The organism is Arthrobacter crusticola (assembly GCF_004357995.1).
Taxonomy (GTDB): Bacteria; Actinomycetota; Actinomycetes; order Actinomycetales; family Micrococcaceae; genus Arthrobacter_D; species Arthrobacter_D crusticola.
This window is the reverse complement of the sequence record NZ_SMTK01000002.1, coordinates 237,214-261,178: the sequence shown is the minus strand read 5'-3', so window position 1 is coordinate 261,178 and position 23,965 is coordinate 237,214. Positions and strand designations below refer to the sequence as shown.

The 23,965-nt window shown below is 66.1% G+C and carries 19 protein-coding genes; 12 read left to right on the top strand and 7 right to left on the bottom strand.

Going from position 1 to position 23,965, the window contains the following annotated elements:
- Nucleotide 1: 1 nt before the first annotated feature.
- The 3 genes from E2F48_RS05195 to E2F48_RS05185 form a co-directional block, all read right to left on the bottom strand.
- On the bottom strand, nucleotides 2-652 hold the full coding sequence (locus E2F48_RS05195; protein ID WP_133402946.1) for a protein NO VEIN domain-containing protein: 651 nt from the start codon (nucleotides 650-652) through the stop codon (nucleotides 2-4).
- Between the two features lie 190 nt (nucleotides 653-842).
- Entirely contained in the window at nucleotides 843-2,435 is a 1,593-nt protein-coding gene (locus tag E2F48_RS05190; protein WP_185149793.1) for a DEAD/DEAH box helicase, read from the bottom strand.
- A 227-nt stretch (nucleotides 2,436-2,662) separates the two neighbouring features.
- Nucleotides 2,663-4,069 (bottom strand): ParB N-terminal domain-containing protein, encoded by a 1,407-nt coding sequence (locus E2F48_RS05185; protein ID WP_133402944.1) that lies wholly within the window; start codon nucleotides 4,067-4,069, stop codon nucleotides 2,663-2,665.
- A 97-nt stretch (nucleotides 4,070-4,166) separates the two neighbouring features.
- Between E2F48_RS05185 and E2F48_RS05180 the strand changes: the two genes are divergently transcribed.
- Complete coding sequence (locus E2F48_RS05180; RefSeq protein WP_133402943.1) at nucleotides 4,167-4,865, top strand: hypothetical protein; 699 nt, start codon at nucleotides 4,167-4,169, stop codon at nucleotides 4,863-4,865.
- A gap of 69 nt (nucleotides 4,866-4,934) precedes the next feature.
- Here E2F48_RS05180 and E2F48_RS05175 read toward each other — a convergent pair whose 3' ends face one another.
- Together E2F48_RS05175 and E2F48_RS05170 are read right to left on the bottom strand one after the other, a co-directional pair.
- Nucleotides 4,935-5,486, bottom strand: a complete 552-nt coding sequence (locus E2F48_RS05175; protein ID WP_246018529.1) for a MetQ/NlpA family ABC transporter substrate-binding protein — start codon at nucleotides 5,484-5,486, stop codon at nucleotides 4,935-4,937.
- Between the two features lie 60 nt (nucleotides 5,487-5,546).
- Nucleotides 5,547-6,218, bottom strand: a complete 672-nt coding sequence (locus E2F48_RS05170) for a GntR family transcriptional regulator (protein ID WP_133402942.1) — start codon at nucleotides 6,216-6,218, stop codon at nucleotides 5,547-5,549.
- Between the two features lie 146 nt (nucleotides 6,219-6,364).
- On the opposite strand from E2F48_RS05170, the gene glyA reads away from it, so the two are divergent.
- The 7 genes from glyA (at nucleotide 6,365) to E2F48_RS05135 (ending at nucleotide 15,482) form a co-directional block, all read left to right on the top strand.
- Nucleotides 6,365-7,711, top strand: a complete 1,347-nt coding sequence (gene glyA, locus E2F48_RS05165) for a serine hydroxymethyltransferase (protein WP_133402941.1) — start codon at nucleotides 6,365-6,367, stop codon at nucleotides 7,709-7,711.
- Complete coding sequence (locus E2F48_RS05160; protein ID WP_133402940.1) at nucleotides 7,708-8,928, top strand: sarcosine oxidase subunit beta family protein; 1,221 nt, start codon at nucleotides 7,708-7,710, stop codon at nucleotides 8,926-8,928. The genes glyA and E2F48_RS05160 overlap by 4 nt, the downstream gene beginning before the upstream one ends.
- Before the next feature lie 40 nt (nucleotides 8,929-8,968).
- On the top strand, nucleotides 8,969-9,340 hold the full coding sequence (locus tag E2F48_RS05155) for a sarcosine oxidase subunit delta (RefSeq protein WP_133402939.1): 372 nt from the start codon (nucleotides 8,969-8,971) through the stop codon (nucleotides 9,338-9,340).
- A complete protein-coding gene (locus E2F48_RS05150; protein WP_133402938.1) occupies nucleotides 9,337-12,321 on the top strand; it encodes a 2Fe-2S iron-sulfur cluster-binding protein in 2,985 nt (994 codons plus the stop codon). The genes E2F48_RS05155 and E2F48_RS05150 overlap by 4 nt, the downstream gene beginning before the upstream one ends.
- The gene (locus E2F48_RS05145) at nucleotides 12,314-13,057 is read left to right on the top strand and encodes a sarcosine oxidase subunit gamma (RefSeq protein WP_133402937.1); all 744 of its coding nucleotides are present in this window, start codon (nucleotides 12,314-12,316) and stop codon (nucleotides 13,055-13,057) included. The genes E2F48_RS05150 and E2F48_RS05145 overlap by 8 nt, the downstream gene beginning before the upstream one ends.
- Entirely contained in the window at nucleotides 13,057-14,532 is a 1,476-nt protein-coding gene (locus E2F48_RS05140; protein ID WP_133402936.1) for an L-serine ammonia-lyase, read from the top strand. Before E2F48_RS05145 ends, E2F48_RS05140 begins: the two co-directional genes overlap by 1 nt.
- 134 nt (nucleotides 14,533-14,666) lie before the next feature.
- Entirely contained in the window at nucleotides 14,667-15,482 is an 816-nt protein-coding gene (locus E2F48_RS05135; RefSeq protein WP_133402935.1) for an IclR family transcriptional regulator, read from the top strand.
- A 3-nt stretch (nucleotides 15,483-15,485) separates the two neighbouring features.
- Here the strand turns inward: E2F48_RS05135 and E2F48_RS05130 are convergent, their stop codons facing one another.
- Both E2F48_RS05130 and E2F48_RS05125 read right to left on the bottom strand, forming a co-directional pair.
- On the bottom strand, nucleotides 15,486-16,622 hold the full coding sequence (locus tag E2F48_RS05130) for an aromatic ring-hydroxylating oxygenase subunit alpha (protein ID WP_133402934.1): 1,137 nt from the start codon (nucleotides 16,620-16,622) through the stop codon (nucleotides 15,486-15,488).
- A gap of 37 nt (nucleotides 16,623-16,659) precedes the next feature.
- Nucleotides 16,660-17,847, bottom strand: coding sequence for an NAD(P)/FAD-dependent oxidoreductase (locus E2F48_RS05125; protein WP_133402933.1), 1,188 nt, complete (start codon nucleotides 17,845-17,847; stop codon nucleotides 16,660-16,662).
- Between the two features lie 218 nt (nucleotides 17,848-18,065).
- Between E2F48_RS05125 and E2F48_RS05120 the strand changes: the two genes are divergently transcribed.
- The 4 genes from E2F48_RS05120 to E2F48_RS05105 are packed head-to-tail and all read left to right on the top strand — an operon-like array spanning nucleotide 18,066 to nucleotide 23,771.
- Complete coding sequence (locus tag E2F48_RS05120; RefSeq protein ID WP_133402932.1) at nucleotides 18,066-18,416, top strand: bifunctional 3-phenylpropionate/cinnamic acid dioxygenase ferredoxin subunit; 351 nt, start codon at nucleotides 18,066-18,068, stop codon at nucleotides 18,414-18,416.
- Between the two features lie 31 nt (nucleotides 18,417-18,447).
- Nucleotides 18,448-20,346 (top strand): BCCT family transporter, encoded by a 1,899-nt coding sequence (locus E2F48_RS05115; protein ID WP_133402931.1) that lies wholly within the window; start codon nucleotides 18,448-18,450, stop codon nucleotides 20,344-20,346.
- A gap of 8 nt (nucleotides 20,347-20,354) precedes the next feature.
- Nucleotides 20,355-21,263 (top strand): formyltetrahydrofolate deformylase, encoded by a 909-nt coding sequence (gene purU, locus E2F48_RS05110; RefSeq protein WP_425455747.1) that lies wholly within the window; start codon nucleotides 20,355-20,357, stop codon nucleotides 21,261-21,263.
- Between the two features lie 21 nt (nucleotides 21,264-21,284).
- Entirely contained in the window at nucleotides 21,285-23,771 is a 2,487-nt protein-coding gene (locus E2F48_RS05105; RefSeq protein WP_133402929.1) for a GcvT family protein, read from the top strand.
- The last annotated feature ends 194 nt before the right edge of the window (nucleotides 23,772-23,965 follow it).

Sequence of the window (23,965 nt, the reverse complement as noted above, 5' to 3'; positions counted from 1 at the left end):
GCTAAGCCCAGCTATGCTCGCAGGCAACGAGGGACGTGACCCCGGCCGTCACAAGTGGAATAATCGGCGTAACGCCAGGCTTCATCGCCGTCTGTGGCACCTCCAGCCGAGTGGATTGCCAAGTTCCAAAGGAACTTATGTTCGCAGGAACATTCTCACAGATCCATCCATTGTCCACGGTGGCAACTGCCACTACTCGGGACTCGGAGTCGATGCGGACGGCGACCATAATCCAAGATGGGTCTCTCAGCATAGTCTCGTATTCATTCCTGGAGAGGTAAACAGTTAAACGACCGCGACGGGTCGTTGTCTTAACTTCGATGTGAATTGACTGCATCGCGTGACGCACTGCGACGTCGTATCCGTACCCGTCTGACTCCAAGGCGACATGATGAATTTCCGATTCTGTAGCTTCTGCCAGTAGAGCGCATAATGCGGATTCCCCGGCTGACCCTATCCGGAGCCGCTCCTCGGCATCAACCTTCCCCCAGGTGCTTTGCACTACTGCAAAGGCTTCCTCGTCTGTGAGGCTGAATATTCTCGCTGCCCTGAGCGCGTCGGACGGCAGCTCAGAAGGATGTGAAACGAGAACGTCGGCATTCTCCAGCCACAGAGCAGCTCCAATTGCGGCGGAGAAGAGGCGCAGATTCATCGTCGATTTCGAGCCGGAGTGACTTGAAACGCCGGTCAGCCCTACTTCATCCAGCCACGCTAGGCCGGCGCTATACTGCGTCGGGGTGAGATCTTGATAGGACGTATGCGAATGGAAAAGAGTTCTCACACGAACCTCGCTGGTATTAGCGAGGTTCTGAATCCAGCGCTGCGCTGCAAGCAGGACCGAGTCAGAGGGGACTGGCACGCAGGTGCCCCATCAGCGCTTGAAAATCGGCTGGCTCGAGCCCACCGCCAACTGACGGCTCCTCCTCAAGATCCGCAAGCTGCTGAACGTTCCTGTCGTCCAGTATTTGGCCCATGAAGGTCAGTTTCGCTTCCAAACGTTGGTTAACAACGTCGTCAATGGTTTCTTTACTAGTCAACACCGTGATTCTGGTTTCGGTATCCGCCGACAGACCAAGGCGGTGTATTCGATCAAGGCTCTGAAGAAATCTGCCGGCCGCGAAGTCACGATCAACATAGACCGCGTCATGACACTGATGATGCAAACTGATTCCTTCACCTAGGGTCGCCGGGTTGGATATCAGAACCATACAATCTGGATCATTACGGAAGCGATCAATTTGCTCCGCCCGATCATCGCTCCCTCCATGGACCAGTGCAGGACGATACTCTTTCAGCATCTGCTCTAAAGTCCTCGCACTTCGGATGAAGGTAGACCAAACCAGGGTCTTCCGTCCCAAAGCAGCATTTTCTGCCACAATCGCGAGCGTTTCCATGTACTTAGGCGACATCTCGTAGCTGGGGAGATCCTTCATAAGGCCCATCAGAGATGAATTCTTCGGTACCGGCAGTGGCGGGACCTGATAGGCAAGAGGCTCATAGCGAGTTGTTCCAACGGCCAGGAGAGCGGGGCTTATCGCAGCCATGAGAAGGTAGACGATTATCTTCCCAAGCGACCGAAAGTCATCCTGAGAGACGGCGCTACGCGCCGAGTACTGTCCCAGCAGCGCGTCGTAAATCTCCCTATGGACGGGGGGCAGGGGCAACTCCCGCCTTACAACCGACACAGGCGGCAGGTTCAATTCAGACTTGGATGTTCGTGTGAAGAGTGGGCGAAGGGCCACGCTCGCCTGCTTCAGGTCGCCTCCCCCCAGAGCCTGAGTCACAACTCTCCTGCCGTAGCCCGGCCACACGAAGCTCATCAGAGTTTCAAGATCGCGCGCGCCGTTGGGTGCGGGCGTACCCGTGAGTATCATCCGTCGCTTGGCGCGCGGACCGAGAGCGAGGCATGCCGAACCATAAGCTCCATCCGTTCCTAGCTTCATTCTGTGAGCTTCATCAAGAATCAGCAGACTGGGAGCAGAACTCAACCATCGCGAGAGTGCAGGAAGGTGTGCTTGAAGTCTCTCGTAGTTCACGATCAACACTTCAGCCCCCGCATCGACATGCTGGTCCAAAACATGTACACGAGGTGGTTGAGCGAAACAAACGTCAGCCTCGGACTGCCACGCCTCATAGCAAGACTTGGGACCCACGATTAACAGTCGGCTGACCTCTCGTTGAGTCCGCAAAGCGTCGTAAACTGCAAGCCCCACTCGTGTTTTGCCTGCCCCTGGAACTGAGAAATTCGCTCCGTGCCGTAGCGACAACAGATGGGCAACATCGCGGGATTGGAAGGCAGTAAGGTCTCCCACCCACCCGGGCCCCAGCAAGGCCGCTACAGCACCACCCGATACCTCCGATGGAACGACGCCAGACTCGATGCGAACATTCACGGATTGAGCGTCTGTTGTGGTGTCTCGAGCAAGAGTGCTCATCGCGGTGTCCCAAGTCACACCTCCGGGGTCGGGCCAAGACCTTAACTCGACCAAGTTGGAGAGGAATTCGTCGAGATGAATTTCCGCAGTATGCGCGTTTTTGTAGCGGGACGAGTTGAATCGCAGGGATAACCTGCGAAGGCTTTCTTCGTACCCGGTTGTCGCACTGAGCTGAACTAGCGCTGCGCTCGGAGAAAGACTTATCGCAAGGCTCGAAGTCACGCGAGTCACAACCGTTCCTTCACGGCCTCCAGCAGCCAGCTGACACCGTCTCCTGGCTCAGGGAAGGTACGGGCCGCCTGCTTCGCAAGCGACACCAGGGTCTGACGGAGCCGAATCACGGCGTCATCGAAAGCAGCGTCGTCGAGTGCCCGGCTGGCCCTGGCCTGAGCTAGTTCGCCGGCGCACAGATCGATATCGTCACATGCGTCGGTCAGCCTCTCGGGAGCGGCAAGTTTCCTCTGCTGTAGCCGGATATCTTGACCAGCTGGTTTCAGCGCACGGCCCACGGCGTCTTTAGCCGCGTTGAGAGTGTCCGTCGATGTAGCTGCGGCCTCAGCCGGGGCGCTCGGCGATTGAGCCGAAGCCCTCGCCCGGAGGAGCGTGTTTGTAAATTCACGCGTGCTCTTGACCAGCGGTTGATCATCGGGAACGGTGAGCTCAGGCAGTCCAGGAATCGACACCGGATTCGAAGTGGCTTCTACAGGACGAATATGTGCCGGAAGTTTAGGGTCCAGATACTTTTGGTGGAAATCCGGTTGCGCCAGGCGAACGTCCGTTTTCGCGTAACCAAGAATGATCATTGCAAGCCTGGACTCCTTGAGGGCCTCGGCTGCATCTCGATCCGACGCCGCGGTTTTTACATACGCACGGTGGAGCTCTCGAAGTTTCTCCTGGTGGTCCTCGAAGTCAATCAGCCGCAAAGAGGATCCATCTTCTGTGACACTGCGCGCTATGGCATCCTGCACCACACCATAAACCCACCGATCCTGCTCCAGAGTGGCGGGTTTGATTCGAAAATACTTAGCGATGTCGTCAGGGCGCCGGTTCGCTTTCAGCTGCTCGTCGATTGCTATCAGTCTGTTGATATAGGAGTAGTCCCGCTTATGCTCTTTTCGGAGCTGCAGCGACAGCTCGACCGCATTTACATCGTCCCAAGTCGATGATTCCGGAAGCACTGCTACTCGGATGTACTTATCGCCAAGCTCGCGGAGAGCAGCACACCTGGTGTTCCCGTTCACCAAGACGCCGTTGATCGTTACAATTCCCGGATCTTTTTGACCGAACTGTTCGAGATCATCGCGCAGCGCATCAAAATCCGGGTCGACCTTGTCGGGATTCGAAGGCTGGCACTTTAGCAGCAGATCGAGGTATTCCTGGGCAGCAGGGCCCCAAGGGTTCTGCTGGAGGTCCCGGTCTCGGAGCGGGTCCATCGATCTTTGTGCTCGGATGCGGTGGGTCTCCGGGTTGTAATACAGGAGGTCCGCGGGCATCGCAATGACTGGAAGATGTTTAGCTTCATTGCGCCACTCGATCGTGATTTTCTCTCCGCCGCCTTGTTCAGCTTCTTCGAGTCGTTCACGAAGCATCGATCGAATTTCATCGCCCTGCGGCGGTGCGGTGAGCCTGCTCATATCCCCCAGCCTTCTGCTTTAACTAGTAGTGGTGTGTCTAGAGTTACCTAGGCTACTGACAAAATCGATCTTAGTTCGCTTAGAAGGGCCAACGACCATGACTCACCCAAAATGGAACGACCCTCACCTCAACTTCGGAACCATGATCCGCGGGGCCTTGTGGCTGTTGGGAGAGATAGGTGAGGGAAATACCTTCACCAAGGAGCAGCTTAGAAACGCGTTCCCAGGAGTGTCTCAGGTCGATCGAAGGATCCGTGACCTACGGAAGTACGAGTGGGTCATCCTCGCGAGCACCGAGGATGCTAGCCTCCACACCGAAGAACAGCGATTCGTGTCGGCCGGTGTTCGGGTTTGGGAACCGGAGGAACGACGAAAGGTCGAGATTCTGACCATAACCGCGAAAGAGCGACAACTAACTTTTGCTGCCGACGGCTATCAATGTGTGTTTTGCGGTATCGCCGGTGGTGAATCCTACTCCGACTCGACAACTGAGAGCGCACAATTATCGGTCAGTCGCAGACCCGTACGCGAGCTTTCGGGGGATGTTAGGACTCAGCTCGTGACGGAGTGCAGGCGCTGCAGGGCAGGAAGCGCTGACACCGAGGAATACGACCTTTCCCGATGGTTGACCGATTCGGACGGCTTAGGAGAAGTAGAGCGAAGGACACTGAAGAGGTGGATGGCACGGGGAAGACGGGGACCCACGCCGATTGACCGGCTCTGGACCGCGTATTTGCGCCTACCATCGCAGAGCAAGGAGGAGCTTCGAAGCAAGCTCAACAAGGAAGAGGCTTAGTGATGCGGGATATTTGAACTCGATAGCAGTCATTGCCCTATGACACTCAATACCGAACCGGAGCTGTCCTTATTCCACTTCAATCGGCAGCAGCAGCCCCTTCACCTCCGGACCCGTCGCCAGGAACTCCTGCACGGCCGGGTCCTGGAACGCCTTTGTCAGCTTCTTGATGTTCTCCATCTCCAGGTACTCCGTGCCCACAGTCAGCTGCGACGCGAACTCATCCGGGGCCGGCGGGGCGAAGATCTGCTGCTCCAGCGGGATCTTCGCCGCCGTGTAGTACTCCGTGTACCCCACGGCGGCATCAAGATCGGGCAGCGCCCGCGACTGCGCCGCAAAGTCCTGCGGCCGGAACTGGAGGTTCTTCGGATTCTCGGCGATGTCCTTCTGCGTCGCCTCCCACTTGTTCACACCCTCCTTCAGGGTGATCAGCCCGGCGCGCTCCAGCAGCCACAGCCCCTGGGCCTCGTTCGCCGGATCCGAATACAGCGACACCGTTCCGCCGTCGGGAATCTCCTCCACGGTCTTGTACTTATCCGACCAGATGCCGAAGCCCCACCGGAACACCGGGCCCACCGCGGTCTCCCGGAAAACCCGGGTCCGCTCCGAGAGCCCCCTCAAGCCAGGGCATTTTCCGATGGACCGCCTGCGACCTCACCGCGGTGCCCGAACCTCAGGAAGTCAAAGCACCCGCCGAACGGCCCGCTCAAAGCTCGTCACATGCTCCAGCGCCAGCTCCCCGGCACGGTCCGCATCTCCCCCAGCGATCATCTCAAGCAGCTCCGCATGCTCGGCAATGTGCTCCGCCACCGCCGGCACCTTCTCCACCACCAGACACCAGATCCGTGTGGCCAGGTTGTCGTAGCGGATCAGCACGTCCTCAAGGTGCGGATTCGCCGCTGCCCGATAGATGAGGCGGTGGACCTTCATGTCGAAGCGCATCAGCTCGTACGGGCTTCCCTCCGCCACGGCGTTCCCCGAAATTGCAGCGGCCGTCTCGCGCAGCTCGCCGCGCATCCCGGCCGTCGCCACCTGGGCGGCCCTCCGCGCCGCGAGCGGTTCCAGCGAGGCGCGGATCTCGGACACGTCGGCAAGCTCGGTGATATCCACGACCGTGGCGAACGTGCCCCTGCGTGGATAGGAGACCACCAGGTGGTCGAGCTCCAGCCGCTTCAGCGCCTCCCGGACGGGGGTGCGGCCGATGCCCAGCTCGGCGGCGAGCTGCCCGTCGTTGATGGCCTCGCCCGGCCGGATCTCCAGCATGATCAGCTTGTCCCGCAGCTGGTGGTAGGCCAGCTCGGCCATCGACCGCTCGGTGCCGTCCGGCAGCCGGCCCTCCAACGTCGACGTCATTCGAACTCCTCGGTTTCGGCGGCAACGAACGGGGGGGTGACCACAGGACCCTTGACTCCCCCGGAATGTCAAACATACTATTGCACCACGACTAATATATCAGTCGCATACTACAAGCAGTGCCGCTTGAAGCCAAAGGAGAGATCATGCCGGACGCGCTCACAGGTTCCCTCGCCGAGACGGATTCCGAGGTCGCCGGTGCCCTTGCCCGGGAGCTGGACCGCCAGCAGTCCACGCTGGAGATGATCGCCTCCGAGAACTTCGCCCCGGCGGCCGTCATGGAGGCCCAGGGCTCGGTGCTGACCAACAAGTACGCCGAGGGCTACCCGGGCCGGCGCTACTACGGCGGCTGCGAGCACGTCGACGTGATCGAACAGCTCGCCATCGACCGGGTGAAGGCCCTCTTCGGCGCCGAGGCAGCCAACGTCCAGCCGCATTCCGGCGCGCAGGCCAACGCCGCCGCCATGTTCGCCCTCCTCGACCCGGGCGACACCATCCTCGGCCTCGACCTCGCCCACGGCGGCCACCTGACCCACGGGATGCGCCTCAACTTCTCCGGCAAGCTCTACAACGTCGTCCCCTACCACGTGGGCGAGGACAACCACCGCGTGGACATGGCCGAGGTGGAGGCCCTCGCCCTCGAACATCGGCCCCGGCTGATCGTGGCCGGCTGGTCCGCGTACTCCCGGCAGCTCGACTTCGCCGAGTTCCGCCGCATCGCCGACCTCGTCGGCGCGTACCTGATGGTGGACATGGCCCACTTCGCCGGGCTCGTCGCCGCCGGGCTGCACCCGAGCCCGGTGCCGTACGCCGACGTCGTCACCACCACCACGCACAAGACCCTCGGCGGCCCCCGCGGCGGCGTGATCCTCAGCCGGGCCGAGCACGCCCACAAGATCAACAGCGCGGTGTTCCCCGGCCAGCAGGGCGGCCCACTGGAACACGTCATCGCCGCCAAGGCCGTGGCCTTCAAGCTCGCCGCCTCGGTGGAGTTCCGCGAACGCCAGGAGCGCACCCTCGAGGGCGCCCGGATCCTCGCCGAACGCCTACTGCGCTCCGACGTGGCCGACGCCGGCATCTCCGTCGTCACCGGCGGCACCGACGTCCACCTGGTCCTGGTGGACCTGCGCAACTCCGACCTGGACGGCCAGCAGGCCGAGGACCGCCTGCACCGCATCGGCATCACAGTGAACCGCAACGCGGTCCCCTTCGACCCCCGCCCCCCGATGGTCTCCTCTGGGCTGCGGATCGGCACCCCCGCCCTGGCCACCCGCGGCTTCGGCGCCGAGGAGTTCACCGAGGTGGCCGATATCATCGCCCGCGCCCTCACCAGCGCCGCGCACGACGGCGACACGCACGACGGCGGTACCGACGCGGACGACCTCCGCCGCCGGGTCACCGCGCTGGCGGAGCGGTTCCCGCTCTACCCCCACCTGAATGACCCCGCCCGGCAGGCGGACCTCGATGCAGCAATGATTGGAGCCGCCCAGTGAGCGCGGACAAGCTTCCCGAGCACCCCGACTTCCTCTGGCGGAATCCGGAGCCCAAGTCCTCCTACGACGCCGTCATCGTCGGCGGCGGCGGACACGGCCTCGCCACGGCCTACTACCTGGCCACGAACCACGGCATGACCAACATCGCCGTGCTTGAAAAGGGCTGGCTCGCCGGCGGCAACATGGCCCGCAACACCACCATCATCCGCTCCAACTACCTCTGGGACGAGAGCGCCGCCATCTACGAGGCGTCCCTGAAACTGTGGGAGATCCTGCCCGGGGAACTCGACTACGACTTCCTGTTCAGCCAGCGCGGCGTCATGAACCTCGCCCACACCCTCGGCGACGTGCGCGAAAGCGTCCGCCGGGTCGGCGCGAACCGGCTCAACGGCGTCGACGCCGAATGGCTCGACCCGGCACAGGTCAAGGAACTGTGCCCCATCCTGAACATCAGCGACAACATCCGCTACCCGGTCCTGGGCGCCACCTACCAGCCCCGCGCGGGCATCGCCAAGCACGACCACGTGGCCTGGGCCTTCGCCCGCAAGTGCGACCAGCTCGGCGTCGACATCATCCAGAACTGCGAAGTCACCGGCTTCCTCAAGGACGGCAACCGCGTCGTCGGAGTTCAGACGAACCAGGGCACCATCCACACCGAAAAGGTGGGCCTGTGCGCCGCCGGACACAGCAGCGTGCTGGCCGAGATGGCCGGCTTCCGGCTGCCCATCCAGTCCCACCCGCTGCAGGCCCTGGTGTCGGAACTCCACGAGCCGGTCCACCCCACCGTGGTGATGTCCAACCACGTCCACGTCTACGTCTCCCAGGCCCACAAGGGTGAACTGGTCATGGGCGCCGGCGTCGACTCCTACAACGGGTACGGCCAGCGCGGGTCCTTCCACGTGATCGAACACCAGATGGCCGCCGCCGTCGAGCTGTTCCCCATCTTCGCCCGGGCCCACGTGCTGCGCACCTGGGGCGGGATCGTCGACACCACCCTGGACGCCTCCCCCATTGTGGGCACCACCCCGGTGGACAACATGTTCGTCAACTGCGGCTGGGGCACCGGCGGGTTCAAGGGCACCCCGGGCGCGGGGCTCACCTTCGCGCACACCATCGCCACCGGCACCCCCCACGCCCTGAACCGGCCCTTCGCCCTAGAGCGCTTCGAGACCGGCGCCCTGATCGACGAACACGGCGCCGCCGCTGTCGCCCACTAGACGCCGCCCACTAGACGTTGCCACCGAGAAAGCAGCCGACATGCTCCTGATCCCCTGCCCCCACTGCGGGCCCCGCGACGAAACCGAGTTCCACTACGGCGGCCAGGCCCACGTGCCCTACCCCGAGAACCCGAACGAGCTCGATGACCGCCAGTGGGCGGAGTTCCTCTTCTACCGCGAGAACCCCAAGGGCGCCTTCGCCGAACGCTGGCTGCACAGCACCGGCTGCCGGCAATGGTTCAACATGGTCCGCGACACCGCCACCTACGACATCCAGGCCGTCTACCGCATGGGCGAGCCCCGCCCGACGACGGCGCCACCGGGCGGCGGCACTCCCGTGACCGGCAGCCCCGGTGCCCCCTCCGACGCCCCCGCCGGCATTCCCGCTTCACCCGAAGGAGCACGTCCATGACCGCCCAGCAGCCTGCCCGCCTCGCCACCGGCGGGCGGATCGACCGCAGCACGCTGTGGCGGTTCACCGTGGACGGCACCGAGTACACCGGCCACCCCGGCGACACCCTCGCCTCGGCCCTGCTCGCCAACGGCCGCATCGCCGTGGGCAACTCGATTTACGAGGACCGGCCGCGCGGGATCCTCGCCGCCGGCGTGGAGGAGCCCAACGCCCTGGTTCGGGTCGCCCCCCGCTTCCCGGGCCACGTCGCCGAGTCGATGCTCCCGGCCACCACCGTCTCCCTCGTGGACGGGCTCGACGCCGAACTGCTCAACGGCCGGGGCCGGCTCGACCCCGAGGAGGACCGCGCGGAGTACGACAAGAAGTACGTCCACACCGACGTCCTCATCGTCGGCGGCGGCCCGGCCGGTCTTGCCGCGGCCCGCGAGGCCGTGCGCAGCGGGGCCCGCGTGATGCTCCTCGACGACCAGCCAGAACTCGGCGGCTCCCTCCTCTCCGAACCCGCAAGCACCGCGCCGATTATCGAGGGCAAACCGGCCCTCGAGTGGGTGTCCGACGTGGAGGCCGAACTCATCGCCGCCCCCGAATGCACGGTCCTGAACCGCACCACGGCCTTCGGCTCCTACGACTCGAACTACATCGTCGCGGCCCAACACCGCACCGACCACTTCAGCGCCCCCGCCACCCCGGGCGTCTCCCGGCAGCGGATCTGGCACATCCGTGCCGCGCAGGTGGTCCTGGCCCCGGGCGCCCTCGAACGCCCCCTGGTGTTCGAGAACAACGACCGCCCCGGCATCATGCTCGCCGCGGCGGTCCGGACCTACCTTAACCGCTACGCCGTCGCCCCCGGCTCCCGGGTGGTCATCGCCACCACCAATGACAGCGCCTACGCCCTGGCCGACGACCTGCGCGCCGCCGGCATTCCACTCGCCGCCGTCGTCGACGCCCGTTCCGTCCTGAGCCCGACGGCGCAGGCCGCCGCCGACGCCGGCATCCGGGTGCTCACCGGCAGCGCGGTGGCCGACACCGACGTGGTGAATGGTGCAGCGTCCGGTGACGGCCGCCTGACCTCCGTCACCGTCCGCGGCCTCGACGACGGCACCCTCACCGCCGCGTCCGAGCGGCTGGAGTGTGACCTGCTGGCCGTCTCCGGCGGCTGGTCGCCGGTGGTCCACCTGCACTCCCAGCGGCAGGGCAAACTGCGCTGGGATGACGACCTCGCCGCCTTCGTCCCCGCCCGGGCCGTGCCCAACCAGCACCTCGCCGGTTCCGGCCGCGGCAGCTTCGAGCTCGCCGACTGCCTCGCCGAGGGCGCCGCCGCCGGGACAGCGGCCGCCGCCGCCGCGGGCTTCGGCACCGCCGGTTCCGGGCCGGAGCCTGCACCGGCATCGGTACCAGTCGGCGAACCGAAGCCATCCGCCCCCATCCGGCAGCTCTGGCTGGTGCCCGGCCAGTCCGGGACGCCCGACGACTGGAACCGCCACTTCGTCGATCTCCAGCGCGACCAGTCAGTGGCCGACGTGCTGCGTTCCACCGGCGCCGGCATGCGCTCGGTTGAGCACATCAAGCGCTACACCTCGATCAGCACCGCCAACGACCAGGGCAAGACCTCCGGGGTGAACGCCATCGGCGTCATCGCCGCGGCCCTTCGATACGCCGGGGAGGCGTCCCGAGGCATCGGCGACCTTGGCACCACCTCCTACCGGGCCCCGTTCACCCCGGTGGCGTTCGCCGCCCTCGCCGGCCGCCAGCGCGGGGAACTGTTCGACCCCGCCCGGATCACCTCCATCCACCCCTGGCACGAGGCCCACGGCGCGGAGTTCGAGGACGTCGGGCAGTGGAAGCGCCCCTGGTACTACCCGCAGCCCGGGGAGGACATGGACGCCGCCGTGCTGCGCGAATGCGCCGCGGTCCGGGACTCCGTGGGCTTCCTGGACGCCACCACCCTCGGCAAGATCGAAATCCGGGGCAGGGACGCCGGGGAGTTCCTGAACCGGATCTACACGAACGCGTTCAAGAAACTCGCCCCGGGCTCGGCCCGCTACGGGGTGATGTGCATGGCCGACGGCATGATCTTCGACGACGGCGTGACCCTGCGCCTCGACGACGACCGCTATTTCATGACCACCACCACCGGCGGCGCCGCGAAGGTCCTGGACTGGCTCGAGGAATGGCTGCAGACCGAATGGCCGGACCTCGACGTGCACTGCACCTCGGTGACCGAACAGTGGACCACCATCGCCGTCGTCGGCCCGCAGTCCCGGGCGGTGCTGGCCACGCTGGCCCCGGATCTGGCGGCGGACGGCGGGCTGGAGGCCGAGGCGTTCCCGTTCATGACCTTCCGGGAAACGACCCTGGCCAACGGGATTCCGGCGCGGGTCTGCCGGATCTCGTTCTCCGGAGAGCTCGCCTACGAGATCAATGTGGCCGCCTGGTACGGGCTCGCCACCTGGGAGGCCGTCGCGGCGGCCGGGGCCGAGTACAACATCACCCCGTACGGCACCGAGACTATGCACGTGCTGCGGGCCGAGAAGGGCTACCCCATCGTCGGGCAGGACACCGACGGCACCGTCACCCCGCAGGACGCCGGCATGGAATGGGTGGTCTCCAAGGTCAAGGACTTCATCGGCAAGCGCTCCTACGCCAGGGCGGACGCCTCCCGACCGGACCGCAGGCACCTGGTCAGCGTGCTGCCCGTGGACCGGACCTTCCGCCTCCCGGAGGGCTCCCAGCTTATCGACAAGGGCCTGTCCGTCGACCTGACCCGGGGTCCCGCGCCGGAGCCAGTACCGATGCAGGGGTTCGTCACCTCCAGCTACACCAGCGCCGCGCTCGGACGCACCTTCGCCCTGGCCCTGATCACCAACGGCCGCAACCGAATCGGCGAAACCCTAGTGGCCGCCGCCGGGGACCGACTGGTGGACGTCGTCGTCGGCGAGACAGTGCTTTTTGACCCCGAAGGGACCCGCAAAGATGGCTGACACCCAGCAACTCGACACCCCGCAGGACATCCCCCGGGACCTCCACGGCCTCCGGCGGAGCCCGGCGTCGCTGCTGCACGAGGCGTTTGTTGCCGGCTCCACCGCCGGTGTCGTGGAGCTGTCCGAGGTCGAGTTCCTCACCATGGCCGGCGTCCGGGTGGATCCCGGCTCCGCGGAAGGCCAGCGGATCGCGGCGGTGACCGGCGGCCTGCCGTCCCGCTGCGGGGACGTGGCCGGCGACGGCGTCCTGGAGGCCGAACCCCGGAACGGTGCCGGCACCGGCAGCAACGGCACTGGCACTGGCACTGGCACCGGAAGCATCGACAGCACGGCGACCTCCAGCGGCCTTGCAAACACTTCGGCGCTGTGGCTCGGCCCCACTGAGTTCCTCGTCGTGGCCCCGCCGGAGGCGCACGAAACCCTCGTCCCCTCCCTGGTTGAAGCGCTGGCGGACGGGCAGGGGCAGGTGGTCGACCTCTCCGCAAACCGCACCACCTTCGAACTCACCGGACCCCGCGCCCGCGCCGTGCTCGAAAAGGGATGTTCCCTGGACCTCCACCCTCGCATCCACCCCGCCGGCACCGCCTTGTCCACCGAGGTCGGCGGCATCCCCGTGATCCTCTGGAAAACCGCCGAGTCCACCTACCGCATCCTCCCCCGGGCCTCCTTCGCCACGTTCCTCGGCCACTGGCTCCTCGACGCGATGCGCGAATACGCCTCCCCCGAGGTCCCCTGATGGCCCTGAGCGTGCTCGACCTGTTCTCGGTCGGCATCGGTCCCTCCTCGTCCCACACGGTCGGACCCATGCGGGCGGCCAAGCGGTTCTCCGACGGACTCGCCGAGGACGGGCTCCTCCCTGCCACGGCCCGGGTGCGCGCCGAACTGTACGGGTCCCTTGGCGCCACCGGACGCGGGCACGGCTCGGACAAGGCGGTCGTCCTCGGCCTTCAGGGCAAGGACCCCGAGACCGTCGACACGTCGACCGCCGACGACCAGGCGGCCGCCGCCGCCCTGAACGCCGAACTTCACCTCGCCGGACACCACCGGGTCGACTTCAACTGGGAGGAAGACCTGGTGCTGCACCGCCGCAAGTCCCTGCCGGCTCACCCCAATGGCATGACCTTCTGGGCCCTTGACCACTCCGGCGCGGTGCTGCGGGAGCGCAGCTACTACTCGGTCGGCGGGGGCTTCGTCGTGGGCGGGGACGCCGGCGATGTCGGAAAGGAGGGAGCCGCCAAGGTCGTCCCCGACGCCACGGCGCTGCCCTACCCCTTCACCAGCGCCGACGAGCTGCTGGAGATCTGCCGGCGGAAGGACAAGTCGATCCCGGAGATCATGCTCGCCAACGAGCTCACCTGGCACTCCGAGGCCGAACTGCGCGACAAACTGCTTGCCCTCTGGGCGGTGATGCGCGAGTGCGTCGAGAACGGGTGCGCCGCCGAGGGAATCCTGCCCGGCGGGTTGAAGGTCAAGCGCCGCGCCCCGGCCCTGTTCCGTACCCTCGCTGCGGCGGCGTCCGCCGGCACAGCCTCAAGCAGCTTCGCCTCAACAACCCCCGGACACGGCACCTCCCCGGACGCCGGGCCCGCCAACCTGGTCCAGGCACCCGCCGACCCGCTGCTGGCCATGGAATGGGTGAACCTGTTCGCCCTGGCCGTCAACGAGGAAAACGCCGCCGGCGGCCGCATCGTCACCGCGCCCACCAACGGGGCGGCCGGCATCGTGCCCGCGGTGCTCCACTACTACGTGAAGTTCGTCCCCGGAGCCAACGACGACGGCGTCGTCCGCTTCCTGCTCACCGCGGCCGCCGTCGGCATCCTCTTCAAGACCAACGCCTCGATCTCCGGGGCCGAGGTCGGCTGCCAGGGCGAGGTTGGCTCCGCCTGCTCCATGGCCGCCGCCGGGCTGTGCGAGGTCCTCGGCGGCACCCCCGCGCAGGTCGAAAACGCCGCCGAGGTCGGTATCGAACACAACCTCGGCCTCACCTGCGACCCGGTCGGCGGGCTGGTCCAGATTCCCTGCATCGAGCGCAACGCGATCGCCAGCGTCAAGGCCATCAACGCCGCGCGCCTGGCCCTGCACGGAGACGGCAGCCACGTGGTCTCCCTCGACAAGGCCATCAAGACAATGCGCGAGACCGGTGCGGACATGATGACCAAATACAAGGAGACCTCCCGGGGAGGCCTCGCCGTCAACGTCATCGAGTGCTGAGGCACGGTGCCGGGCCCGGACCCGCGGTCCGAACCGAAACCGCCCCCTGGCGGCGGCTGCGCGCCGGGATGGCAAGCGCGGACCCGCCGCCGGGGGCTGAAGCGGGCACCGGACATTAGGTGAGAGCATGAGCCATGGCCTCAGATAATTTTCCCGGCTCCGACCCGGATCCCGACGTCGACATCGCCCAGGCGGGGGGCGTCCAGTCGGTGGACCGGGCCATGGCCATCCTCGAAATCCTGGCCCGCGACGGCAACGCCGGAGTCAGCGAAATCGCCGAGGAAATGGGCATCCATAAGTCGACCGCATCGCGCCTGCTGGGCTCCCTCGTCTCCCGCGAAATGGTCCAGCAGAACAGCGAGCGCGGCAAGTACCAGCTGGGCTTCGGCATCCTGCGCCTGGCCAGCTCCATCCCGGGCCGGCTCAGCCTGGTGCAGGAGGCCCGGCCGGTCCTTGAAGCGCTGGCGAGCGAATTCAAGGAAACCGTCAACCTCGCGGTGCTCCGCTCAAACTTCGCGGTGAATGTCGACCAGGCGATGGGCCCGTCGACGCTGGCGACCTACGACTGGATCGGCAGCCTCACCCCCCTGCATGCCACCTCGAGCGGCAAGGTGCTGCTGGCCTCCCTGACGGCCGACGAACGGGACCGGATCCTTCGGGAGACGGGGCTCCCCGCGCGCACCCTGCGCACCATCACGAGCCGCAAGGAGCTCGAAACCGAACTCCTCGACGTCGCCCACAACGGCTACGCCACGGCGATAGAGGAATTCGAGATCGGATTGTGTGCGATTGCCGTGGGCATCCGGAACCATCTCGGCGTCGTCATCGGAGCCGTCAGCATCTCCGGGCCGGCCTTCCGGTTCGATCCCACCAACAAACCCGGCCTGGTCGAATCACTCGCACAGGCCGGGCAGCTGATCAGTTCGAAGATGGGTTACACGGGACGCTGAGGGCTACCGGTTCGGCGCAACATCGCCGACCTTCGATTCGACCCAGTCGTGGAAGGCACGGATGTGGTGTTCGCTGGGAACCAGCACCCCGCCCTTCGCGTAGACCTTCGAGTTCATCGCCGGCTGGCAGCGCTCGCAGGCGTCGAAGTCCTGCTGGTTCACCCGGTGGAACAGCTCCACCGAGGCGGTGAGGTCCTTCCCGGACTCCACGACGCTCGGCAGGTACAGCCAGTCGCACTCCACGATGGTGCGGTCGGCCGCCATCGGGAACATCCGGTGGATGATCACATGGTCCGGAACCAGGTTCACGAACACCGTGGGCTTGATCGTGATCGCGTAGTACCGGCGGTCCTGGTCCTCCTCGATGCCCGGAATCCGGTCAAGGCCCTCGGAGCCGTCGACGGTGAAGCCCTTGACGTCTCCGCCGAACTCCGCCCCGTGGCCCACAAAGAACTGCGCCGCGAGCCCGTCAGCGAACTCCGGCAGGACCTCGGTCAGCTCGGGGTGGATCGTGGCGCAGTGGTAGCACTCCATGAAGTTCTCGATGATGAGCTTCCAGTTGGCCTTCACGTCGTAGCGGATCCGCCTGCCCACGCTCAGGTGTTCCACGTCGTAGCCCTCGATGGCCCGCAGATCCCCGAGGCGCTCCTCGATGGCACCCATGACCTCCTCCTCGAAGGAGGGCGGTTCGGCGGCCAGGCACACCCAGACGTACCCCAGGTACTCGCGCAGGTGCACCTTCACCAGGCCGTACTCATCCCGGTCGATGTCGGGCATCTTCGTCAGGTTCGGCGCGGCAATCAGCTTGCCCTCGAAGTCGTAGGTCCACGCGTGATACGGGCACTGGAACGACCGCGCGGCCTGCCCCGATTCCTCCATGCACAGCTTCACGCCACGATGGCGGCAGATGTTGTAGAAGGCGCGGATCCCGCCCTTGCGGGTCCGTGAGATCAGCACACTCTCCCGTCCGATCTGCACCGTCTTGTACGCGCCGGGCTTATCCAGGTCCGCCGACCGCACGGCGCAGAACCACATCTGTTCGAAGATCCGTTCCTGCTCTGCCCGGAACACCCCTTCATCCACATAGGTGTACCCCGGCAACGTCGGGAGCAGACTCGGCGTATTTACCTCAACAGACACAACAACTCCTCCCAGGAATCGGACTAGAAAGCAACGATCAGGACGACAAGACGGCCCCGGCCAGAACCGGGGTGGTGCTCAGGGAGCGGCGCCACTTCGTGAAGAGGCGTGGCTGGTTCATCCCGAGAACGGCCACCGGGCGGTCGCCGCTGTAGTACACGGCGAGGAAGCTGTGGACCGAAGGGTCACCCGCCTCGATCCGCAGCCGGTCGGAGCCGGCACGGTCGCCCGCAAACTGCAGCTTCACCCCGTGCTGATCGGACCAGAAATAGCCGGGCCGCATCGGCTGCTGAGGGGCATCCGCATCCAGCAGGGCGGCGACGGCGAGAGCCGGACGTTCGAGCGCTCCGGTCCAGTGCTCCAGCCGCCGGTGGCTTCCACGGGAATTGTCGAACCAGGCGGCGCAGTCTCCCACCGCGACGATGCCGGGCACATTGGTGCGTCCCATGCCGTCGCAGACGACGCCTTCGTGCAGCAGGACGCCCGAACCCTTCAACCACTCGGTGTTCGGTTCCGCGCCGATCCCGACAACGACGACGTCGGCAGGGACGTACCGCCCGTCCGCGAGCCGCATTCCGGTGACGTTGCCTTCGGTGCAGTAGTAGTCCTCGACTGCCGCATCCGACAGGAGGTTCACGCCGTTGGCCCGGTGGAGTGCCGCGACATGCGCCCCCATCTCTTCACCCAGCTGGGCGGCGAAGGGCACGGGCTTGGTGTCGATGATGGTGACCTCCATGCCGCGGGCGACCCCTACCGCCGCGACTTCGGCGCCAACGAATCCACCGCCGATGATGGTTAACCTGCTGCCGGCCACAAGCTCCGGGGCGAGGTTTTGCGCGTCGGCCATCGTCCGCAGGGTGAAGACATTGTGCAGCCCCGCCAGGCATGGAAGCGTCCGCGCCCGGGCTCCGGTCGCGATGACCACCGCGTCGGCCTCGATGGATCGTCCACCCTTGAGGTGGACGGTGCGCGTTGCGGCGTCAAGGGAGACTGCCGGCGCACCGAGCACCCATTCGGCCTGCAGTTCGTCGAGGTCCGCTTCGAGGCCGAGCTCCTCGGCCTGAATCCTGCCGAGCAGGAAATCCTTTGAGAGCGGGGGCCGGTCGTAGGGGCGGTGCAGTTCGTCCCCGATGATAACCAGCTGCCCGGTGAACCCCTGGGCGCGCGCTGCCCGTGCTGCCGAAAGCCCCGCGAGGGACGCCCCCACGATCACCAGCGTCTGCAAATCAACTCCTCGGAAGGCTGTGCGTAATGCGCAACGTGCTTCGTCATACGGAACACTCTGCAGGGAGCTCCTATATCATGTCAAGAGGTCGTCTATCCTCAAGCAACCCTTGACATCCCCTGTGATATAGCTCACTCTGTTGCTTATCGCGGACTTTGTTGATTCATATGGAACAACCGCTTGCCGGGACCGCTCCTCACCACAGAGAGGCCACCTTCATGCATAAGGCATGCCCCCTCACCGAACTGGCGCCGGGCGATGCCCTGCGTCTCGACACCTCGCCACCCATCGCCGTCTTCCACACGGAGGACGGCGAGCTTTTCGCGATCGATGACACCTGCACCCACCAGGACGCCTCACTCGCCGATGGGTGGGTCGAGGGCTGCGAGGTCGAATGCCCACTCCACGCCTCAAAGTTTGACCTGCGGACGGGCAGGGTGGACGCCCCGCCGGCCAAGCTTCCCGTGCGCGTCCATGAAGTAACAGTGGTCGACGGCGACATTATGGTCAGCGAGTCAGGCGATGCCCCCAACCTCCCGCCCGGACTGAGCATCAACGGCCAGCTCTGACCCGCCCGAGCATCCATCCAAAGGAAGAGCCATGGCAACCAGCAACGAAATCCCTGTCGCACCAGGCACGGAGAATGGCCTTCGGGGTGGATCCTTGCACCCTGCCGGCTATGAACCCCTCCCGCCCAGCGAAGACAATGAGCGGATTCTCGACGAACTGCAGCAGAGCACCGGGCGTTCGGAGTCCACGGCTGCCCGGCCCGCCCGCCCGGCGGGGCTCGACAAGGTGATCTTCGGGATCACCGGTGCGCTGGCCCTTGCCTTTGTGCTGTGGGGTTTCCTCGGCACCGAAAGCATGTCCTCCACCTCCCAGACGGCACTTAACTGGGTCATGCGGAACACGGGTTGGCTCTTCATCACCCTGGCATCCCTCTTCGTGGTGTACGTGCTCTGGCTGGCTTTGGGCCGCTTCGGGGACATTCCCCTCGGCAAGGACGGGGAGAAGCCGGAGTTCCGCACCATCTCTTGGATCGCCATGATGTTCGCGGCGGGCATGGGAATCGGCCTGATGTTCTACGGGGTGGCCGAACCGCTCTACCACTATGTGTCGCCGCCGCCCGGAACCGTGGACGGGCAGACGCCGGCCGCCATCCAGACCGCCATGGCGACCTCGATCTTCCACTGGACGCTCCATCCCTGGGCGATGTACGCCGTCGTCGGCATCGCCATCGCCTACGGCACCTACCGCCTCGGCCGCCGCCAGCTGATCTCCGCCGCCTTCACCTCCCTGTTCGGCCGCCGGACGGTTGAAGGCCCGGCAGGCAAGTTCATCGATATCCTCGCGATCTTCGCGACACTCTTCGGCACCGCCGCGTCGCTGGGCCTCGGGTCGCTCCAGATCGGAAGCGGCCTCGCCTCCAACGGCTGGGTCGGCGAACTCGGCACCCCGGTGCTCGTAGCGATCATCGCCGTCCTGACTGTCTGCTTCGTTGCCTCTGCCGTCTCCGGCATCCGGCGCGGCATCCAATGGCTCGCCAACATCAATATGGTGCTGGCCGTCCTCCTCGCCCTGATCGTGTTCGTCGCCGGTCCCACCCTGTTCATCCTGAACCTGATCCCCGCAGCCATCGGCGATTACGCCCGCGACGTCGCCGAAATGGCGTCGCGCACCGAGGCCGTCGGTGATGAGGCGCTGCGCGAGTGGATGTCCGGCTGGACCATCTTCTACTGGGCCTGGTGGGTCTCTTGGACGCCCTTCGTGGGCATGTTCATCGCCCGGATCAGCCGCGGCCGGACCATCCGCCAGTTCGTCACCGGCGTCCTCCTCGTGCCGAGCATGGTCAGCGTCATCTGGTTCGGCATCTTCGGCGGAGCCGCCTTCGGCGTCCAGCAGGCGGCCGACGCAACCGATGACCCGGACGACGGGCTCGTCACCATTGTCGACGGCGCACCCTCGATCTCCTTCGACGGCGCCCTGTTCGACCTGCTGAGGAACCTTCCCATCTCCGGCGGTATCGCCGCCGCAACAGCGATCCTGGCCATGGTCCTGGTGGCCATCTTCTTCATCACCGGCGCCGACTCGGCCTCCCTGGTGATGTCCTCGCTCAGCTCCAACGGCACCGAGCACCCGACCCGCGGCCTGGTCATCTTCTGGGGCGTCCTCACCGGGGCGGTCGCGGCGGTGATGCTGATGGCCGGTGGTGACGAACCGGCGGAGGCCCTCTCCGGGCTCCAGCGGATCACGATCATCGCCGCCCTTCCCTTCGTCCTGGTGATGCTGCTGCTCTGCTTCGCCCTCACCCGGGATCTCCGCAGGGATCCGCTGTCGCTGCGCCGGCGCCTTGCCAGCTCCGTCGTCGAACGGGCCGTCCGCTCCGGAGTCAGCCAGCACCGGGGCGCGCAGTTCGACCTGGTCACCAAGCATCAATGCGACGAGCGCTGTGCCACCGGCAAGCAGCGCTGTCCTCTCGCCGCCGAAACCACCCAGTAGGAGAATTTGTGACAACTGCTCTTGGACGCCGCCCCTCCGGCGGCTCCGTGACAGCACCCCCGACCCGCACCGCCCAGTTCGTGCTGACCCTCGTCTGCCCGGAACGCCCTGGCATCGTCCGGGCAATTAGCTGCTTCCTTGCCGACCGGGAGTTTGACATTGTCGAGCACCAGCAGTTCGACGATCACGTCAGCGGAAACCTGTACCTGCGCACCGCCTTCACCGGCGAGTCGGCCGAGGTGACCGCCGCCGGCCTCACCGAAGAGTTTGCGGCGGTCGCCGCCGAGTTCGGGATGGACTTCACCATCCACGACGGCCGCCCGCAGCGGGTGCTGGTGATGGTCTCGAGGTTCAGCCACTGCCTCAACGACCTGATCTCCCGCTGGAAGGCGGGCAGCCTCGGCGCGGAGCTCGCCGTCGTCGTCTCCAACCATGAGGACCTCAGGGGCATGGCGGAGGCGGCCGGCCTGCCCTTCATCCACGTGCCCGTCACCGCCGACACCAAACCGGCGGCCGAGCGCAGGTTGCTCGACCTGGTCGAGGAATACGACGCGGACCTGGTGGTGCTCGCCCGCTACATGCAGGTGCTCTCCGACGGTATGTGCACCGCACTGCGCGGGCGCGCCATCAACATCCACCACTCCTTCCTGCCCGGCTTCAAGGGCGCCAAGCCCTACCACCAGGCGTACGACCGGGGCGTGAAGCTGGTCGGTGCCACCGCCCACTACGTGACCCCTGACCTCGATGAGGGGCCAATCATCGAGCAGGAAGTGTTCCGGGTTGACCACACCCAGGACGCCGACGCCCTGGTGACGGTGGGCCGCGATGCCGAATCGCAAGCGCTCGCCCGGGCCGTGCGGTGGCACTGCCAGCACCGGGTCCTGCTGAGCAACACCCGCACTGTCGTATTCCGCTGACGCCCACCCAGGAGAACCTGAATGAACGCATCACCCCGCGTAGTCATCATCGGCGCCGGCATCGTTGGAGCGAACCTCGCCGACGAACTCGCGACCCGAGGCTGGAGCAACATCACCGTCCTCGAGCAGGGGCCGCTGCACCTTGCCGGCGGGTCGACCTCGCACGCGCCCGGCCTCGTCTTCCAGACCAACCCCTCGAAGACCATGACGGACTTCGCCCGCTACACGGTGGACAAACTGCTCTCGCTGCGGGAAGGCGGGGCCTCCTGCTTCAATCAGGTCGGCGGGCTCGAGCTCGCCACGACCGGGGCGAGGCTGGGCGAGCTGAAGCGCAGGCTGGGATTTGCGACCTCCTGGGGCATCGAAGCCCGGCTGATCGACCCCGACGAGTGCGAGAAGCACTACCCGCTGCTGAAGCCGGACGCGGTGCTCGGCGGGCTGTATGTACCGACAGATGGCCTGGCCTCCGCCGCCCGGGCCGTCCAGCTGCTCATCAGCCGCGCCTCAGAGGCAGGAGTGACGTTCATCGGCTCCACTCCCGTCACCGGCGTCGCCCAGTCCAACGGCAGGGTGACCGGCGTCGAGACCGCAGACGGCGTGGTCCCCGCGGACATCGTCGTCACGTGCGCGGGTTTTTGGGGCCGGGAGGTCGGGAAGATGGTCGGCATGAAGCTGCCGCTGCTTCCCCTGGCCCACCAGTACGTTCGGACGACGCCGCTGCCCGGGCACGGCGCACAGAACGAGCCCGGTGGCGCGCGGCTGCCGATCCTCCGCCACCAGGACAAGGACCTCTACTACCGGGAACACGGGGACCGGATCGGGATCGGCAGCTACGCCCACCGCCCGATGCCCGTGGACCTCGACACCCTCCCCCGCGTCGGCGCCGAGGAGATGTCCGAACACCGCATGCCGTCGCGCCTCGACTTCACCGAAGCCGACTTCCTGCCCTCGTGGAAGGACAGCCAGGAGCTGCTCCCCGCGCTGCAGGGGGCGCAGATCGACGAGGGCTTCAACGGGATCTTCTCCTTCACCCCCGACGGCGGTCCGCTCCTTGGCGAATCCGCCGAGGTCGACGGCTTCTATGTAGCGGAGGCGGTCTGGGTCACCCACTCTGCCGGCGTGGCCAAGGCTATGGCGGAGCTGCTCGTCGAGGGGCAGTCCCGCACCGACCTCCACGGGTGCGAGGTGACCCGCTTCGAGAAGGTGCAGACCAGCGATGCCTACGTCAGTGAAACCTCGCAACAGAACTTCGTGGAGATCTACGACGTGCTGCACCCGCTGCAGCCGCGGGAATCCCCGCGCGGACTGCGCGTCAGCCCGTTCATCTCCCGCCAGAGGGAACTCGGGGCGTACTTCCTGGAGTCGGCGGCCTGGGAGCGCCCTCACTGGTTCGAGGCCAACCGCCCGCTGCTCGCCGAGCTCCCGGAGGAATGGCAGGCGCCGCCGCGCAGCGCGTGGGCCGGAATGTTCCACTCGGAGATCTCGGCGGCCGAGGCGTGGCGGACCCGCACCGCCGTCGGGCTCTTTGACATGACGCCGTTGAAGCGCCTCGAGGTGAGCGGGCCGGGCGCCCTGGCGCTGCTGCAGCGGCTCAGCACGGGAAACATCGCGAAGAAGCCCGGCGCCGTCACCTATACCCTCCTCCTCAACGACGACGGCGGCATCCGCAGCGACGTCACGGTGGCGCGGCTCGGAGAGGAGAGCTTTCAGCTGGGCGTCAACAGCAATGTCGACCTCGAATACCTGCGCCGCGAGGCACGGCAGCAGGCAGCCGCCGAACCCGGTGCGTGGGTTCACATCGCCGATATCACCGGGGCCACCTGCTGCATCGGCCTGTGGGGGCCGCTGGCGCGGACCGTCATGGCCAAGGTCAGCGACGACGACGTCAGCAACGAGGCGCTGCGCTACTTCCGCGCCAAGGAGGTCAGCATCGGCGGCATCCCCGTCACCGCCATGCGCCTCTCCTACGTCGGCGAGCTCGGCTGGGAGCTCTACACCACGGCGGAGCACGGGCTTCGGCTGTGGGACCTCCTGTTCGAGGCGGGCCAGGAACACGGCATCATCGCCGCCGGCCGCGGTGCGTTCAACGCCATGCGCCTCGAGAAGGGGTACCGGCTGTGGGGTGCCGACATGACCTCCGAACACTCCCCCTACGAGGCCGGGCTCGGTTTCTCGGTCAGCAAGGACAAGGAGGGCTACCGGGGTGCCGGTGCCCTCGCTTCCCGCCGGGAGGAGCCAGCGGTTCGGGCCCTGCGCTGCCTCACGGTCGACGACGGCGTTTCGGTGGTGATGGGCAAGGAGCCGGTGTACGTGAACGGCGAGGCCGCCGGCTATGTGACGAGCGCCGCCTACGGCTACTCGATCGGCCGGCCGATCGCCTACGCCTGGCTGCCGGCCGCGGTGGCCGAGGGGGACTCCGTGGAGATCGAGTACTTCGGTGAGCGGGTCCGGGCCACCGTGGCGGCCGAGCCCCTGTTCGATCCGGCGATGGAGCGCCTGCGCGGCTGAGTCCCGATTTCTGCCAACGCGCCGTCCCGGCGCCGTCACCGCAACGGCCCCGCCTCTGTACGGAGGCGGGGCCTTGTCGTGACGCGGTGGTTCCGCCAGGTCATGGAACCCGGCGGCTGGGCACCCCGGCACGGTGAAGGCCCCGCCTCCCGAGGGGCGGGTCCTTCACCGTGCCGGTCGGAGGAGGTGCAGAA

Coding starts and splice junctions, on each gene's coding strand:
- E2F48_RS05140 (WP_133402936.1), top strand. CDS start 13,057: ATGGCCCTGAGCGTGCTCGACCTGTTCTCGGTCGGCATCGGTCCCTCC.
- E2F48_RS05155 (WP_133402939.1), top strand. CDS start 8,969: ATGCTCCTGATCCCCTGCCCCCACTGCGGGCCCCGCGACGAAACCGAG.
- E2F48_RS05145 (WP_133402937.1), top strand. CDS start 12,314: ATGGCTGACACCCAGCAACTCGACACCCCGCAGGACATCCCCCGGGAC.
- E2F48_RS05115 (WP_133402931.1), top strand. CDS start 18,448: ATGGCAACCAGCAACGAAATCCCTGTCGCACCAGGCACGGAGAATGGC.
- E2F48_RS05195 (WP_133402946.1), bottom strand. CDS start 652: ATGAATCTGCGCCTCTTCTCCGCCGCAATTGGAGCTGCTCTGTGGCTG.
- E2F48_RS05120 (WP_133402932.1), top strand. CDS start 18,066: ATGCATAAGGCATGCCCCCTCACCGAACTGGCGCCGGGCGATGCCCTG.
- E2F48_RS05170 (WP_133402942.1), bottom strand. CDS start 6,218: ATGACGTCGACGTTGGAGGGCCGGCTGCCGGACGGCACCGAGCGGTCG.
- E2F48_RS05185 (WP_133402944.1), bottom strand. CDS start 4,069: ATGAGCAGGCTCACCGCACCGCCGCAGGGCGATGAAATTCGATCGATG.
- E2F48_RS05190 (WP_185149793.1), bottom strand. CDS start 2,435: ATGAGCACTCTTGCTCGAGACACCACAACAGACGCTCAATCCGTGAAT.
- E2F48_RS05135 (WP_133402935.1), top strand. CDS start 14,667: ATGGCCTCAGATAATTTTCCCGGCTCCGACCCGGATCCCGACGTCGAC.
- glyA (WP_133402941.1), top strand. CDS start 6,365: ATGCCGGACGCGCTCACAGGTTCCCTCGCCGAGACGGATTCCGAGGTC.
- E2F48_RS05150 (WP_133402938.1), top strand. CDS start 9,337: ATGACCGCCCAGCAGCCTGCCCGCCTCGCCACCGGCGGGCGGATCGAC.
- E2F48_RS05105 (WP_133402929.1), top strand. CDS start 21,285: ATGAACGCATCACCCCGCGTAGTCATCATCGGCGCCGGCATCGTTGGA.
- E2F48_RS05180 (WP_133402943.1), top strand. CDS start 4,167: ATGACTCACCCAAAATGGAACGACCCTCACCTCAACTTCGGAACCATG.